Below are 15,993 nucleotides of genomic sequence, written 5' to 3'. Positions count from 1 at the left end.
AAAAATAAGGTAAAATTGCAGTCATACAAGTCAATTATACCTTAGTATTAAGCATAATGCCGATTTAACTACTTCATTTAGCTTAATACGCAACTACTCTTATTGTCAAAACGGAAAGTCATTATGTCATCGTCGCATGTTTTGGTCCTCAATTGTGGCAGCTCTAGCCTCAAATTCGCAATCATTGACTCTAACTCTGCACAAGAGCATTTATCTGGGTTAGCCGAGCGCCTAGGTGAACCCTCACCCCAAATAAAATATAAATTTAACGGTGAAAAGCATGTAGTTGCCTTAGCCAATGGCGACGCACACGAAGTCGCTATCAAAAAACTTGTTGAGTTGGTAAAAACACTCAAACTAGATCAACAACTTGTCGCTGTGGGACACCGTGTTGTTCATGGCGGCGAGCATTTCACGCACTCTGCACTTATAACTGACTCTGTTTTAGAAGCGATAAAACAAACTGCTACACTCGCTCCTTTGCACAACCCTGCTAACTTGTTGGGTATTGAAGCTGCAAGTGATGCTTTTGCTACGTTGCCCCAAGTTGCTGTTTTTGATACAGCTTTCCACCAGACTATGGAACCTCATGCCTTCTTGTATGCCCTTCCATACGAGCTGTACCGCAAAAACAGAGTTCGTCGTTACGGGTTTCATGGTACCAGCCACTATTACGTATCGGCGCAAGCAATCGATCGTTTAGGCCTGACGGATAAAAACTCAAAAATAGTCACCGCTCACCTTGGTAACGGTTGCTCAGTTTGTGCTGTAAAAGATGGTAAATCTGTTGACACTAGCATGGGCTTAACGCCACTCGAAGGTCTGGTAATGGGCACTAGAAGTGGTGATATCGACCCGGGCTTATTTGCTTTTCTAGTTAACCAGTTGGGCTATACCGCTTCTCAAATAGATGATTTATTGAACAAAGAAAGTGGGCTGTTGGGAATTAGTGAGCTGTCGAATGACTGTCGAACGATAGAAGAAAGCGCCGCTGACGGACACGCTCAAGCTCAACTTGCTTTAGATATTTTCTGCTTTAGATTAGCTAAACAAATCGCCAGCTTCGCTGTACCTTTAAGCGGGATAGATGCCATTGTATTCACAGGTGGTATTGGCGAAAACTCAGATGTTATTCGTGAAAAAGTACTCACGCAGCTTAGTTTCTTGGGCTTCAAGCTTAGCAACGAACAGAACTTAGCGGCTCGCTTTGGCAACGAAGGCGTTATTACAGAACAAGGGTCATATCCAAAAGCACTGGTTATTCCTACCAACGAAGAGCTCGTTATTGCTCAAGACGCTGCCAAGCTTGCACAGGAGCAATAGTTATGAGCCGTAGAATTATGCTTATTCCGATTTCAACTGGAGTTGGTTTAACTTCTGTTTCTGTCGGGCTTGTTCGTGCGCTGGAACAAAAAGGCGTTAAAGTTAACTTCTTTAAGCCTATTGCACAGCCAAGAAATGCAGATGTCGGTCCTGAGAAGTCTTCACTGATCATCAAGCAAGGTTCGTCTATCGAGCCACCAACACCATTTGAGTTGCATTATGCCGAGCAAATGATTGGGGATGGCAAAGGCGACGATCTCCTTGAAGAAATTGTGGAACGCTTTGAAGGTTCGGTTCAAGATGATGAAGTCGCAATCATAGAGGGAATGGTACCCACGAGAAAACAGCCTTACGCTGGTCGGGTTAACAGAGAAATCGCTCAGACTTTGGGTGCTGACATTGTGTTTGTTTTAACGCCAGGTAACGACAGCAATGACCAATTAGAAGATAGATTGGAGATTGCCTCCGGCAACTATGGCGGAATAGACCACGCTAGAGTACTTGGTTGCATTTTCAATAAGGTTAATGCGCCTTTAGATGAAGATGGCCGAGCCAGAGCCGATCTTGTTGATCAGCATGAGCCTGAGCAGTTAGAAAATGAAATGAACCGTTTGGCGTCGTTGCCTATTTTCCGTAAACACCCTTTTATGCTGTTAGGCACGATACCTTGGGATTTTGATCTAGTTGCACCGCGAGTTAGAGATCTCAGCGAGTATATGCAAGCTGAAGTCATTAATGAAGGTGACATGGCACACCGTCGCTTACGCCGAGTGACATTTTGTGCTCGAACGGTATCAAATATCCTAAACCATTTTACGCCTGGCGCGTTACTCGTCACGCCCGGAGATCGCTCGGACATTTTAGTTGCAGCTTGCTTATCTGCAATGAATGGTACCAAGCTAGGCGCTATTCTACTCACTGGTGGGTTTAAGCCTGAACCTCGCATCATGGAATTATGCGAACAAGCCATGAATACAGGTTTACCTATTCTCGCGACTGAAGCCGATACATGGAGAACCTCATTACTGCTGCATAACTTCAATATGGAAGTACCGGCAGATGATGAGCAACGTATCGATAAAGTAAAGCAACACAATGCAGATCATATTGACCCTGACTGGCTAGACAGCCTATCTCAAGGAGTTGCTCGCACCAGAAAGCTATCTCCACCTGCTTTCAGATATATGCTTACTGACTTGGCTAGACGCGCTGATAAAACCATTGTTTTACCTGAGGGTAATGAACCTAGGACAATCAAGGCAGCAGCCATTTGTGGTGAACGCGGTATAGCCAAAACCGTGCTTTTAGGAGAGCACGAAGAGATCCAACGAATTGCAGCGCAGCAAGGTGTTGTTTTAAATGAGAATGTAACAATACTGGACCCGAGCCAAGCGATTGATAGATACATCGCGCCAATGGTAGAGCTACGTAAAAATAAAGGACTGACAGAAGTTGTTGCTGCCGAACAACTTCAAGACAACGTCGTGCTGGGCACGATGATGTTAGCCGAAAGCGAGGTCGACGGGCTGGTTTCTGGCGCAGTGAATACGACAGCCAACACCATTCGACCGCCTCTTCAGCTGATTAAAACTGCACCTGATTCATCTTTGGTTAGCTCAGTGTTCTTTATGCTGCTACCCGATCAAGTGCTTGTCTATGGAGACTGTGCAATCAACCCAGATCCATCAGCTGAGCAACTTGCTGACATCGCCATTCAATCAGCTGACTCAGCCGCAGCATTTGGCATTGAACCTAAGGTTGCCATGATCAGCTATAGCACCGGTACATCAGGGCAAGGCGCGGACGTCGATAAAGTGAGGGAAGCAACTAAGTTGGCTCAACAAAAACGTCCAGACTTAGATATCGATGGCCCTTTACAGTACGACGCCGCTATCATGGAAAATGTCGCACGGAAAAAAGCGCCAAACAGTAAGGTAGCTGGTAAAGCAACGGTCTTTGTTTTCCCTGATTTAAATACAGGTAATACGACTTACAAAGCAGTTCAGCGAAGTGCTGAACTCATCAGTATCGGGCCAATGCTTCAAGGCATGCGTAAACCAGTTAACGATCTTAGCCGTGGTGCTTTGGTTGATGATATCGTTTATACAATTGCACTTACGGCGATTCAAGCGGCTCAACGCCCTTAGACGCCTATTGTAACTTGCTGAAGAGAGAAGAATTATCTTCTCTCTTCACAAAAGGGTTTCTTTTCATCATGCTTGCCTATACTATGAATAAGTCGATGCTGTTAGAGCGCAAGTATGTCAAAACAAACGCTACAAATACTACAACAAGACTTTACTATCCATAGTTTAGATAGCGACGCGGGTATTCCTGCTTGTGTGCTAAACTCAGACATCTTCTTTATCGCAAAAACAGCCGAAGAATTATCAATTGTATGCCCATCGCATGTTTCAGTACAAAGTTTTGCAGCTGAGCCCTATTGGCGCGCTATCGAAATTATCGGGCCCCTTGGCTTTTCCCTAACAGGGATTATGTCAAATATCTCTGGGGTTTTAGCGGCAGCAAACGTTTCTATATTTTCAATTTCAACCTACGATACTGACTACATACTGGTAAAAGAGCAGCAATTGACTAACGCTATTCAAGCACTCAAGAAAGACGGTTACCTTTTCGTTTAATGATATTTTCAACACCAATCAAGTACGCGCCGATAACGCAAATTGCGAATCCATTACTACATATTGCCAGCCCTTTTTCGGGCAAGGTATTGCCTTTAAATCACCATCCAGTGCAGTTATTTTCAACTGGAGTATTGGGCATTGGTGTCATGGTAAAAACCAATCAAGCACTTATGCTAGCTCCGTGTAAAGGCAAGGTCATTAGGACAACACAACAAGGCTGTGAATATGTTATTCGGGCAGAGTCCGGGCTGCAACTTCTTGTTCATCTGCAAATTCCGTCTGAATATAAAAAAATGGAAAACCTATTGCAGCACAGTGTCGGCAAAAAGTCGGTTTCTGCTGGCGATGTGCTTTGTTACTACGATGTGCCTCAAGACAAACCAATCCTTGGCTCGTTGATAATTCTCAATGCGGACAAATTGGGGCCGTGTTATTATCCTCTCAATCAAGTCAATGCGGGCAAAGATCCGCTAATAACATTAGCAAGAGCATGTAAATTATGAGTATAGTTTTATACGGTATTCCAAACTGTGATACGATCAAAAAAGCAAAGAAATTTCTTCAGCAAAACGATATTGAATATACATTTCACGACTACCGTAAAGATGGTTTAACTGCGCAAATGCTGGATGCATTCATTGAAAAGCTTGGCTGGGAAACCGTTCTAAACAAGCGCGGGACAACTTATCGCGCTTTAAGTGATGAGCAAAAACAAAATCTGAATGAAACCACCGCCAAACAACATATGCTTGATTCTCCTGCTATGATCAAGCGCCCAATATTAGATGTAGATTCAAACCTGCATATCGGCTTTAAAGCAGATCAGTATCAAGAGATATTTAAATGAGTCAATCGACCCCTTTAAGTGAAGTGGTCGAGCTGGCATCGGCACTTATTCAACGCCCTTCTGTTACACCCGAAGACGCAGGTTGCCAACATTTAATTAATGCGCGATTGGAAAAGCTTGGCTTCAATATTGAGGAACATTTCTTTATTGATACCCTAAATACTTGGGCTAGAAAAGGGACTGAAGGACCTCACTTTTGTTTTGCAGGGCACACAGATGTCGTGCCAGTTGGCAATGAAAAAGATTGGCGTCACCCACCATTTGCGGGGCTAGTTGAAGACGGCATCTTGCATGGGAGAGGTGCAGCCGATATGAAAGGGTCGCTTGCAGCGATGGTTGTTGCAACCGAGCGATTTGTCAACAAACACCCAGGTCATGCAGGTTCAATTAGTTTTTTAATTACGTCTGATGAAGAAGGTCCTTTTATTAACGGGACCACTAAAGTTGTTGACCTGCTTGAAGCACGAAACGAAAAAATCGATATGTGCTTAGTCGGTGAACCATCTTCAAGAGATACGCTGGGCGATGTGGTTAAAAATGGCCGCAGAGGTTCATTAACGGGGCATTTGAAGGTTAAAGGCATTCAAGGCCACGTAGCGTACCCTCATCTTGCAAGAAACCCTATTCACGAAGTGGCCCCTGCACTTGCAGAGCTGAGCTCAAGACAATGGGACAATGGAAATGCTTACTTTCCCGCTACCAGCTTTCAAATCTCTAATATTCATGGCGGAACCGGTGTTGGAAATGTGATCCCGGGCTCTGTGGATATACAGTTCAATTTTAGATTTAGTACAGAGTCTAGTGTTGAAGAGCTTCAACAAGGTGTGATAGACATTTTAAACGCCCATAACTTAGACTTTAGTTTAAACTGGACAGTCAATGGCTTACCATTTTTGACTGAACCTGGAGCGCTATTGAACGTAACGCTTGAGTCGATTAAAGAAATTACTGGTGTGAATGCTACACCCGAGACTTCAGGTGGTACATCGGATGGTCGGTTTATCGCTCAAACCGGCTGTAAAGTCATAGAGCTTGGACCGATCAATAAAACGATCCACCAAGTTGATGAGCAAGTTTGCGCCAAGTCTCTTGATGATTTAGCTTTAATTTATGAGCGTATTCTAGAGAAACTATTGGCCAAAGACTAATGACCGATCTGCAACTTCAGGCTCTAGGGCTATCAGATTCACATCTAACCACATTCAATGGCAGGCTTGTGCATCAAGGCATAGAGTCAGATCTTAACGGCTTGCGTCAAGCAGCAAAGTCGGCAGGCTTTGACTTTGCAATCGCCTCAGCTCATCGAGATTTCCATCGCCAAAAAGCAATATGGAACGCCAAATACAGTGGTCTAAAACCTATTTTGGATCATGATAGTCAGGTTATTGAAACTGCCGGACTATGCGACAAGGCCATTGTTGAAGCTATCATGCTTTACTCAGCATTACCGGGGGCTAGCCGACACCATTTCGGTACTGACCTAGATGTATACGCGACAAACTGCTTGGCGGCAGGAAGCTCTTTGCAACTCGAGCCTTGGGAGTACGAGCACAATGGGCCATTTCACGAATTTTCGACATGGCTTGGCAATGCGATGTGCGAGTTTGGTTTTTATCGACCCTATGATCAATTTAGAGGTGGTGTAGCATGCGAGCCTTGGCATATTAGCCACATAAACTATGCACAAGAAATGGCTCAGCGTGTTGATGTCGCTGTGATTTGTGAAGTTATTTCACAACATGATGTACTGGGAAAAGAAGTCATTGTGAGCAACATAGAGGAGCTATATCAGCGCTTTATAATCAATATCGCTGACACACCTCTTACCTAATCAAATATGCCCCTTGTCTCGGGGCATATTCACAGCATTTTATTGTCTGTAATTATCAAAAAACCGTTTCATCGACTGAAGTGCAGGCTCTAAATCATCTTTATGCGGTAAAAATACAAGTCGGAAATGATCTGGTGAAGGCCAATTAAACGCACGGCCATGTACGAGTAGAATTTTCTCTTCTCGTAATAAATCCAGCATCATTAATTCATCATTCTTAACATTGAAGTGCTTTGTGTCGAATTTGGCAAAAGCATACAGCGCACCTTTAGGCTTCACACAAGAAATTCCTTGAATATCATTCAACCCTTGCCATGCAATGTTTCTTTGCTCGTACAAACGCCCTCCCGGAAGCAGCAAGTCATCAATAGATTGCACACCTCCTAAAGCTTGTTGAATTGCAAACTGTGCTGGTACGTTGGCGCACAATCGCATTGAAGCCAACATATTCAGTCCTTCGAGTAAATCACGCATTGCCGAAACCTTACCACTTGCAACCATCCACCCCATACGCAGTCCAGCAGCTCGATAAGTTTTTGCCAACCCATTAAAAGTGATCACGGGTAAATCGTCACACAATGAGCCTATTGAAAAGTGCTCCGCATCATCGAAGAGTATTTTTTCATAAATTTCATCGCTTAATATCAGTAAGTTGTGCTCTCGTGCTATATCGATTAAGCCTTCCAGCAATTCTTTGCTGTATACTGAACCTGTCGGGTTATTTGGATTGATAAGAACCAGCGCCTTAGTTTTACTCGTTACTTTTTCACGAATATCTGCCAAATCAGGAAACCAATCAGCACATTCATCACACATGTAATGTACTGGTACCCCTCCCGATAACCTGACTGACGCAGTCCATAGTGGGTAATCAGGTGCTGGAATTAAAACTTCATCCCCATCATTGAGCAAAGCTTGAGTCACCATTTGGATTAATTCACTGACGCCATTGCCTATGAAAATGTTATCTACATTTAAATTGGGGAAATCTTTCTGTTGATAATATTGATATACCGCGACCCGTGCAGAATATAGTCCTTTGGAGTCACAGTACCCCTGCCCTTGACGAAGATTTCGAATTATATCTCGATGCATATCTTCTGGCATATCAAAGCCAAATGCAGCAGGATTGCCAATATTAAGTTTAAGTACTTTTACACCCTCATCTTCCATTTTTTGGGCTTGACTCAATACAGGCCCTCGTATGTCGTAACATACTCCCGTTAATTTATTACTTTTATTTATTTTATTCATTGCTTATCTCCCCCATTCCTTGGCTAGCATACCCATAACAAAAAGAATTTAAAAGCGTCAAAGAAGCCTTAATTAGAGGAAATATAGTGATTTTTAATATGAATGAGACAATGGCCAAACCCCTTGAGGACCTTGGCCTTGAATTTGGTCTAAAGCATATAAGACACAGGTTAAAGAGTTAAACGCTTGATGTCAGCCAGTGTTGTAACTTTGACTTTGAAGCAACCACCTGCTCACTTAAATTATCAATCTCAGCCTTTGCCCTTTCAACTTCATTTGCTAGCAATGCCATTTCGATTTCTCTTGCAACGTCAGATAAGCTCATTGCACCAAACTGTGCTGCATTCGATTTCAAGCTATGTGCATTCCTTGTTGCGGCTTCTAAGTCCGAATTAATTGTCATCTTAACTTCGTTCTCTAGTCGCTCAAATTCCGTCAAACAGAACTCTAATGTATCATTAAACTGATCTCCCAATAGAGACTGCATGTTCTCCAAGCAGGTTTCGTCAATTATCGCGCTCATAAAAATCCTTTACCGTAGTGGAACCCTTACACACCCTTTCTTTACTATATGCTAGCTAAGAGTAGTCACAAGGGCAAAGTTAACCACAAATTTATGTTAATATACCAAGCACTTTAACTCGCACTGGCCCTCTATGAAAAGAAGTACCTGCAAAATTTGCCACTTTTCTGTAAAAACTTGTGTATGTGCCCACATATCTGAAGTAATCGACAATAAAACGCATATTGTCGTTTTACAGCACCCAACAGAAGTCTCAACGGCAAAAAACACAGTTAGACTGCTCAACCTACAACTTGAAAACATACACGTTTTCGTCGGTGAGAAGCCTGAACATTTTCAAGAGGCACAATCTATTGCCAAGCGAAATCATTGTGCGCTTTTATATCCGGGCGAACGGTCACAGGACGTTGAAAAAATTAACTCTGAACAAACGCTTATAGATTACTTGTTTGTACTCGATGGCACTTGGAAAAAAGCGCACAAGCTAGCTATGTTAAACCCATGGCTCGACGAACTACCACAAATCTCTTTTAGCAAAATCCCCGAAAATCAATACACGATTAGAAAAGCGGAGCAGAAATATAGCTTGTCGACCTTAGAAGCATGTGCATATTTTTTAAAGGTATATGAATCGATGGACCCACAACCACTGTATAAATTACTTCAAGGTATGATTAGCGAGCAAACTAAATTTATGCCGCCACATGTAAGAGAACGATATTTCGACAATGACAACTAGGCTTACTCGACAGTTCAGACGAATAGGTCCTGATTACAGATTTGGAGATCAGGTCTGTTTTGATGAAATAAAAACAACTTTCGGCTTTAAGACCATCATAATTGGTAACTGGGTAACGAAGCAGGAGCGACACACCGCAGCCAATTTAATATATGATGCGTTGGCGGATCTTGCCCAAGTTTTATCTTTGCCACCTCACGCAATTGGCCTAAGACAGACGTTAAATTTAGCTTTTGGTAGTGGAGGCCAAAAAGGGGTGCAGGCACATTATGAGCCTGGTCGTAGAACACTCGCTTTGGCTAAAAATGCAGGCGGTGGCGCGCTTGCACATGAGTGGTGGCATGCATTTGACCATTATATTTGCAAACATTTGTTCAAATCTTGCACCCCTTCGGATTTTGCATCGTCTGTGTGGTTAAGAGATACACCCAATGTCGCACACCCTCTCAATCAAAAGTTAGACACAATATACAAAGCAGTACTGTTGAGTGAAGACACGAATCATCCAAGTACATTTTTTAGGCGCGCTACTAATTTAGATAAGCAGCTTGGCAAGATGTATTACAGCCTTCCAGAAGAGTTAACCGCCCGTGCTTTTGAGTGTATAGTGGCTTATCAGAGCGAAATTGAAAACGAATTCCTCGTTTCTGATGTGAAGAAATCAAAATTGGAAATGGCTGGTGGCTTTTTGTTGTCAGATGAGCGTGATACGCTTGCAGTAAAAGTCTTTGATTATTTTAAAACTCTCGGTGACATTTTGCATCTTCAGGACACTCACCAAGTTTAAACATATTCAACTATAATAATTGTCATAATAAATTACCTCATTACAACGTAAATCTTTTCATATAATATATATACATAGCGCGTACTTATGCGCTTGCGCTCATCATACCGAAGCAAGTTATTTAGTAACTTTGTACTGGCACAAGAAGAAGGACCACACTGTGAGCTTTTTAAGGCAATTTCACTCAATCGTGTCGGATCAGACACTGTCAACAGATCAGAAAATACAGTCTTTGCTTAAGTTTGGGCTAGAGGTATTTTCGTTAGAGATCGCGATTGTCAGTGAGGTTGTTGGCTCAAATTATGTCATTTTGTATGTCGAATCTGAAAACCCTGAGTTAGCGCCTAAATGTCGCTTCGAATTAGGTAAAACATACTGCACCCATACGCTCAAAGCGAATAAAGCACTTTCTTTTCACCATGCAGGTGACAGCACGATTTCTACCCATCCATGCTACTCAAACTTTAAATTAGAATCATATATTGGAGCGCCGATTAGAATAGGAAGCGAAACGCTGGGCACCGTTAACTTTTCTTCTCCAGAAATTAGTCAGCCTTTTACTTTAGAACATATTGACTATGTCGAACTGTTCGCACAATGGCTGGGTTCTGAATTTGCAAGACGTAAAGCTGAGCGAGTGCTACATGACAACTATAAAACACTAGAGAAAATGGAAAAAGTTGCCTCTATCGGGAGCTGGCGGATAGATTTAGAGAGTCACAATGTATTTTGGAGTGACCAAACAAAGCGCATTCATGATTTACCAAAAAGTAAACAGCCGACGTTAGACATGTGGCTGTCTCTCTTCGCTTGCGATACAAATAAGCAGCAATTTTTGAATGCAATATCTGATGCTCAGTTAACAGGTAAACCATGGGAAATAGAGCTGCAGGTTGCGACACTAACTGGTAGACAAATCTGGGTATCTTGTCATGGAGAAGCTCAAATTAACGATAGTAAATGCATTTGTTTGTTTGGCTCCTTGCAAGATATAACGCAGTCTGTTGAACTGCGTGAAACGCTAAAAGAACAGCGTCGCGAAGCTGAGATGTTGCTAGATGAAAGAAGTCATTTTTTGTCCAAAATTAGTCACGAAATGAGAACGCCGCTAAATGGAATCTCTGGGCTTCTAATAAACTCTCTGGACGAAACTAATTCAGACACCAGAACTGAAAACTTGCAGCTAGCACTGCGCAGCGCCGACATTTTACTAGGCCTTGTTAATGAAGTACTCGACTTTTCGAAAATTTCTCAAGAAGGCTTATCCTTATCACCTCAACCTACCGATATGCACATTGTCATTTCAGATATCGTTGAGCTGTACAAGCAACTAGTTAAAAGCCCCAAAGTCAAATTTGAGACGCACATTAAGCTTAAGCCAAATTGTATGGTGCTGTGTGACTCGGTCAGGTTGAATCAAATAATCACTAATCTGCTGAGTAATTCACTAAAGTTCACGTCACAAGGCACTATCAAATTAAGCGTTGAGTCCGTCGAAACAAACTCAGGGATAATGCTTAATATCTTAGTGTCTGACACAGGGATTGGTATGTCTCCTAGTAGCCTCAACACGCTTTTTCACCCCTTCAAACAAGGTGAAAAAGAAGTAGGCAGTCATTATGGTGGTACAGGGCTTGGCATGTCTATAGTAAAAGAACTCATCGAAGTCATGCGTGGCCGTATTGACGTTGAAAGTAGTTTGGGAAAAGGGAGTCAATTTAAAGTTTCAATTCCATTTCAAACTACCTCTATGGAAGTGCAAGAAGATACTTATCAGAATACCGCTTTTGATGCGTCCAAATTAAACGTTTTAGTCGTTGAAGACAATGAAATTAATCAAAAGGTAATGGAGGCGTTCTTGCAGAAGTTTAACGTTATTTCAGACTATGCAAGCAATGGCGAGATTGCGCTCGAAAAGTGCTCTGCCAAATCATATGATTTGGTCTTTATGGATAGCATAATGCCAGTGATGGACGGATTAACAACGACCAAAAACCTTTTGCAGAAAAAACTTCTCCCCAGCCACGCCCACATCGTCGCCCTAACCGGCAACACATCGGAAGAAGACAAGGCCGCTTGCGAACGAGCTGGCATGAATGACGTATTATCTAAACCGATCGGCCTAATGCCGCTCGCAGAAGCTTTATCAAACTGCCTAGAAAACCTCCGCGAACACAACAAAAGTTAGCTAAGACCAGAAATTATGCTTCTCATTACAGGCTAAGATGTTAGGTAGTGAATCACATCTTCAACGTCAGTCATCCTTTGCAGCCACACTTTATAATCTTCAAATGGTAATGGTCGGGAAATAAAGTATCCTTGGCCTATATCGCAGTCGAAACTTTGTAGCTGCCGGTAACTACCTTCACTTTCAACACCCTCTGCAACCACAATTGAGCCTAAGCTATGTGCCATATCACAGGTCGCTTTGCATATGGTTTGGTTTGTTTTTGAGCTCTCCAAATCCATGACAAACCGCTTATCAACTTTGAGTTTATCAAATCCAAGTTGGCTAAGATAAGCTAAAGACGAATAACCAGTGCCAAAGTCATCTATTGCTACTTTAATACCAACACTCCGATAGTCCGTTAAACTATCAAACAACATAGTTTCGTTCTCAACAGTCGCGGATTCCGTGACTTCAAGAACAATTTGCGAAGGGGTCAACTCATAGTGGTTAATGAGCTCAATCAACTGAACGGTAAGCTCTTTTCTTCCCACATCTCGGCCGGATATATTCAAAGACAGGGTATGAGATGGCAAGAGCTTAACCAACTCAGATTGCTGCTTTAATCCAGACTCAATGACCCACTCTGTCAGTTCATAAATAATACCTGACGACTCAGCGATTGGTATAAACTCGCTGGGCGGAATAACTCCCATCTCGGGGTGATGCCATCGTAACAGCGCCTCTGCACCATACACCCTGCCAGACTTTAAATGTAGCTGAGGCTGTAAATATAAACTCAATTGTCCCCGCTCTATGGCGACTTTTAACGCTGACGCGATTTTAATACGCCGCTGAGATACGATTGAATTACCAAAATCAAATAGCTGCCATTTATTCGTGCCGACGGGCTTGGCAGCCATTGCTTGCATTGCACATTGAATGAGCGAATCTGCACTAGATGCATGGATCGGATTGCTCGCCACGCCAATTTCCAACTGATCGACAAGTAAATCCCCACCGAAATCAATTCCCTCTTCAAAGCTAGCTGATAAAATACATACAAACTGTTCTACTTGACTGAGCTCAAACTTGCCAATTAAGACCACCGCGAACAATGAATCATCTAGTCTGTATATTGAAGAATGGCTCTTCAAATCTTCTGCAATAACCACATTTCCATAGGTATCTAACTGAGCCCCCACTTTAGCAAGTAACTTTTTCAAGTGTGCATTTGCGTAATTCCATCCCATATTCAAGCGTATCGTTTGCAGCACCAGAGGCCTAAACAATAACAACGTGTGTGGCTTTGTGCCTTTATCTAACGCTTCCAAGCTTTGCTGCAACATGTAACGGTTAGGCGCGCCCGTATCTTTGTCGTGTGTGGCGTAAAACATGAGTCGTCTTTTTTTATTTTTATCATGCCAGTACAAATAGCACGCTAGCATCACAACATGGAGGGTAATCAATAGATGGCTCAAAAGAGATTCATCGACGGGAATGTAGATGCCAAATTGGTTCACAAAAATCGAAGCCTTCAAGGTAAAAATAGGCAACCAAGTCAATATTAGAACCAGCACTTCATCTTTATGCTCTGCATACTGACTTTTTAAGACAATTGCGTATAAAACACAGCAAATCAAGCTTGCCAATACATGAAAAACAAGTGAGTTTTGTGCGTTGAGAGGTGCGATTAGTACAGCTAAAGCGGCAATAAACCAAATAGATGCACTCACTAGCTTGGTATGCTGTCCATCAGCTCGCTTTTCAACCATAAAATGGTATAAAAATAGAATGGCAAAGATTAGGGAAAGCAGAAATATTTGACTATGAAAAGTGGCGAAATAACCAACTAAATCGTTTGGAAACAATAAACTATTTGCACCGTTATAGACCCCGCTTTGTACGCTAATACAGACGAAATAAGCAGCCAACGAGCCGAGGCCTTTACGTGATTGGCCCAGTGCCATAAGCAATACAAAAAATGCGATAAAGTAATGTACACCGCTACTCGCACCGAGAATAAATAACCTTTGGCTCAAGACTTCACGATACTCATTCTCAGACATCACAGACAATGACAGCATGCCATTATATTTCGCATGCACTTGAATATACACTTCTGCCTGTCGACCACCATCTCTTAGCAACTGATGTGGGAGGATACTTTGCTCTATAGAGGTATAGCCTATATTCGGAGACGCAATCATGTAATCAACGACCGAGCCTGCAACGACTCTGTACATCTTAACATGCCCCTCAATTGGGCTCGTTATAGCGACTAATTGCTTATCTTCAGCACCATTGCTTATTTTTACCCAAACGGTTTCTCCTTTATTAAATTTCGTTTTTGTATCGATAGAACTAAAGTGGCCTTTACGATCAATAACAGCATCAATCGAAAGTTGATTGGAAGCATCTGCAAAGCGCTCAATTGTGTAGCTTCCCTGAACGGCTTCGACGCTAAAGCAACCCACCAACAAAAAAATGATAAATAGCTTCACTGTTATAAACCACATACCCACCTCCTTGAGTAAGTGATTAAAATAGGATCTCACTGTATTGGTTAATGCTGCAGATACTACTAATACATGCGTCCCGAGTGCCTAATGAATTAACGCAAAAATAGGTACTTACTACATCAACCGTCACTACTAAGCTCAATTATGGAAGCTGTGATGATAATTACCAGCTATTAGGAAAAATAATGCATTTTAGAATAGTAAAAAATGATTAATCATCAGTAATCACGATTTCTACACCGTTGTTATCATGTGATTGGAGGTACAGCATACTACTGATCAATTGCGCGCTATAGGAGTAATGCGCTCCAATAGGAAGTCCTTTATCTATCAGGTTGCTACCCTGTTCAGACTCTTCGCGTATTTGAATATCAAGCGGGATTTCAGCCAGCAAAGGGACTCCGTGGCGGGCAGCTAATTGATTACCGCCATCCTTGCCGAATAGATGGTTTTTTCCACCACAATGCTCGCAATTAAAAAAGCTCATATTTTCAACCAGCCCGATTATAGGTAGGTTTACTTGTGAAAACATGGCAATCCCTTTTTGCGCGTCTGCCAACGCCAAGTCTTGGGGTGTCGTTACTATGACCGCGCCACTGGCAGGGAGCTTCTGTGTCATCGTCAATTGAATATCTCCCGTCCCTGGCGGCATATCAACGATTAAATAGTCTAACTCGCCCCAATCGGTTTCATTGAGTAACTGACTCAAGGCTTGTGAAGCCATTGGACCGCGCCATACTGTGGCATTTTCTGCTGGCACTAGATAACCAATCGACATAGTTTTTAAGCCATATTTGTCCATTGGGTTGAGCGTTTTGTCATCTTTTGCCGTTGGTTGTTCACCGACCAAGCCTAACAATGAAGGTATTGAAGGTCCGTAGATATCGGCATCTAGTAGGCCTACCTTTGCTCCTTCAGTATTAAGTGCTAAAGCAAGGTTTACAGCAGTGGTTGACTTACCTACCCCGCCTTTGCCTGAAGCTATCAATACGATGTGTTTAATTTTTTTAAACTTATAATGAGGCGCAAGCTGGGTATTTAGAGATATATTAATCTCATAATTTAAGTGGTCATTTAGGTAGGCTTTTACCACCGATTGCTGTGATTTAGCCGCAAAGGGCAAATTAATATGAACTTGCCACTCGTTATTTTCTTTTTTAATTTGCTCTATCCACTCAGGGTGAATCCCCATCGGAAAAATTGCACTTCTATAGTTATTTAAAAGCTCAATGATTTTCTTTTCGGCAGGATCTTCTTTACTGAACAAACTCTTGATACCAAACATACAAATAAAACGCCATCAGGTGGTGAAAATAACGCTGGAATTATGTAACATTCAGTTCATTAAGACCAGT

14 protein-coding genes are annotated in these 15,993 nt (G+C 42.3%); 10 read left to right on the top strand and 4 right to left on the bottom strand.

Annotated features, from left to right (window positions below; translation table 11 throughout):
• Positions 1-123 precede the first annotated feature (123 nt).
• From A7985_RS02675 to A7985_RS02645, 7 genes are all read left to right on the top strand, one after another.
• Entirely contained in the window at positions 124-1,323 is a 1,200-nt protein-coding gene (locus tag A7985_RS02675) for an acetate kinase (RefSeq protein WP_065788882.1), read from the top strand.
• A 2-nt stretch (positions 1,324-1,325) separates the two neighbouring features.
• Positions 1,326-3,470, top strand: a complete 2,145-nt coding sequence (gene pta, locus A7985_RS02670; protein WP_065788881.1) for a phosphate acetyltransferase — start codon at positions 1,326-1,328, stop codon at positions 3,468-3,470.
• A 114-nt stretch (positions 3,471-3,584) separates the two neighbouring features.
• Positions 3,585-3,965 carry an ACT domain-containing protein gene (locus A7985_RS02665; RefSeq protein ID WP_065788880.1) on the top strand — a complete coding sequence of 127 codons (381 nt, stop codon included), beginning with the start codon at positions 3,585-3,587 and terminating at the stop codon, positions 3,963-3,965.
• Positions 3,965-4,471, top strand: coding sequence for a PTS glucose transporter subunit IIA (locus A7985_RS02660; protein WP_065788879.1), 507 nt, complete (start codon positions 3,965-3,967; stop codon positions 4,469-4,471). Before A7985_RS02665 ends, A7985_RS02660 begins: the two co-directional genes overlap by 1 nt.
• Complete coding sequence (locus tag A7985_RS02655; RefSeq protein WP_065788878.1) at positions 4,468-4,815, top strand: ArsC family reductase; 348 nt, start codon at positions 4,468-4,470, stop codon at positions 4,813-4,815. Before A7985_RS02660 ends, A7985_RS02655 begins: the two co-directional genes overlap by 4 nt.
• A complete protein-coding gene (gene dapE, locus A7985_RS02650; protein WP_065788877.1) occupies positions 4,812-5,963 on the top strand; it encodes a succinyl-diaminopimelate desuccinylase in 1,152 nt (383 codons plus the stop codon). The genes A7985_RS02655 and dapE overlap by 4 nt, the downstream gene beginning before the upstream one ends.
• Entirely contained in the window at positions 5,963-6,646 is a 684-nt protein-coding gene (locus A7985_RS02645; protein WP_065788876.1) for a M15 family metallopeptidase, read from the top strand. The genes dapE and A7985_RS02645 overlap by 1 nt, the downstream gene beginning before the upstream one ends.
• 39 nt (positions 6,647-6,685) lie before the next feature.
• On the opposite strand, the gene A7985_RS02640 is transcribed toward A7985_RS02645, so the two are convergent.
• The gene (locus A7985_RS02640; RefSeq protein WP_065788875.1) at positions 6,686-7,900 is read right to left on the bottom strand and encodes a pyridoxal phosphate-dependent aminotransferase; all 1,215 of its coding nucleotides are present in this window, start codon (positions 7,898-7,900) and stop codon (positions 6,686-6,688) included.
• A 178-nt stretch (positions 7,901-8,078) separates the two neighbouring features.
• Entirely contained in the window at positions 8,079-8,423 is a 345-nt protein-coding gene (locus tag A7985_RS02635; protein WP_065788874.1) for an Hpt domain-containing protein, read from the bottom strand.
• Positions 8,424-8,556: 133 nt separating this feature from the next.
• Here A7985_RS02635 and A7985_RS02630 point away from each other — a divergent pair, with 133 nt between their 5' ends.
• The 3 genes from A7985_RS02630 (at position 8,557) to A7985_RS02620 (ending at position 12,137) form a co-directional block, all read left to right on the top strand.
• Entirely contained in the window at positions 8,557-9,162 is a 606-nt protein-coding gene (locus tag A7985_RS02630) for a tRNA-uridine aminocarboxypropyltransferase (protein WP_065788873.1), read from the top strand.
• Positions 9,152-9,949: a CLCA_X family protein gene (locus A7985_RS02625; protein ID WP_065788872.1), complete on the top strand. Its 798-nt coding sequence runs from the start codon at positions 9,152-9,154 to the stop codon at positions 9,947-9,949. The genes A7985_RS02630 and A7985_RS02625 overlap by 11 nt, the downstream gene beginning before the upstream one ends.
• Positions 9,950-10,109: 160 nt before the next feature.
• Positions 10,110-12,137 (top strand): hybrid sensor histidine kinase/response regulator, encoded by a 2,028-nt coding sequence (locus tag A7985_RS02620; protein ID WP_065788871.1) that lies wholly within the window; start codon positions 10,110-10,112, stop codon positions 12,135-12,137.
• A gap of 32 nt (positions 12,138-12,169) precedes the next feature.
• Here A7985_RS02620 and A7985_RS02615 read toward each other — a convergent pair whose 3' ends face one another.
• Both A7985_RS02615 and apbC read right to left on the bottom strand, forming a co-directional pair.
• Entirely contained in the window at positions 12,170-14,635 is a 2,466-nt protein-coding gene (locus A7985_RS02615) for an EAL domain-containing protein (protein WP_065788870.1), read from the bottom strand.
• Between the two features lie 214 nt (positions 14,636-14,849).
• Entirely contained in the window at positions 14,850-15,923 is a 1,074-nt protein-coding gene (gene apbC / locus A7985_RS02610; protein ID WP_065788869.1) for an iron-sulfur cluster carrier protein ApbC, read from the bottom strand.
• Between the last annotated feature and the right edge of the window lie 70 nt (positions 15,924-15,993).

Source organism: Pseudoalteromonas luteoviolacea (genome assembly GCF_001696455.1).
Lineage (GTDB): Bacteria > Pseudomonadota > Gammaproteobacteria > Enterobacterales > Alteromonadaceae > Pseudoalteromonas > Pseudoalteromonas luteoviolacea_C.
The sequence above is the reverse complement of the archived record's forward strand: the minus strand, read 5'-3'. Positions and strand labels throughout refer to the sequence as shown.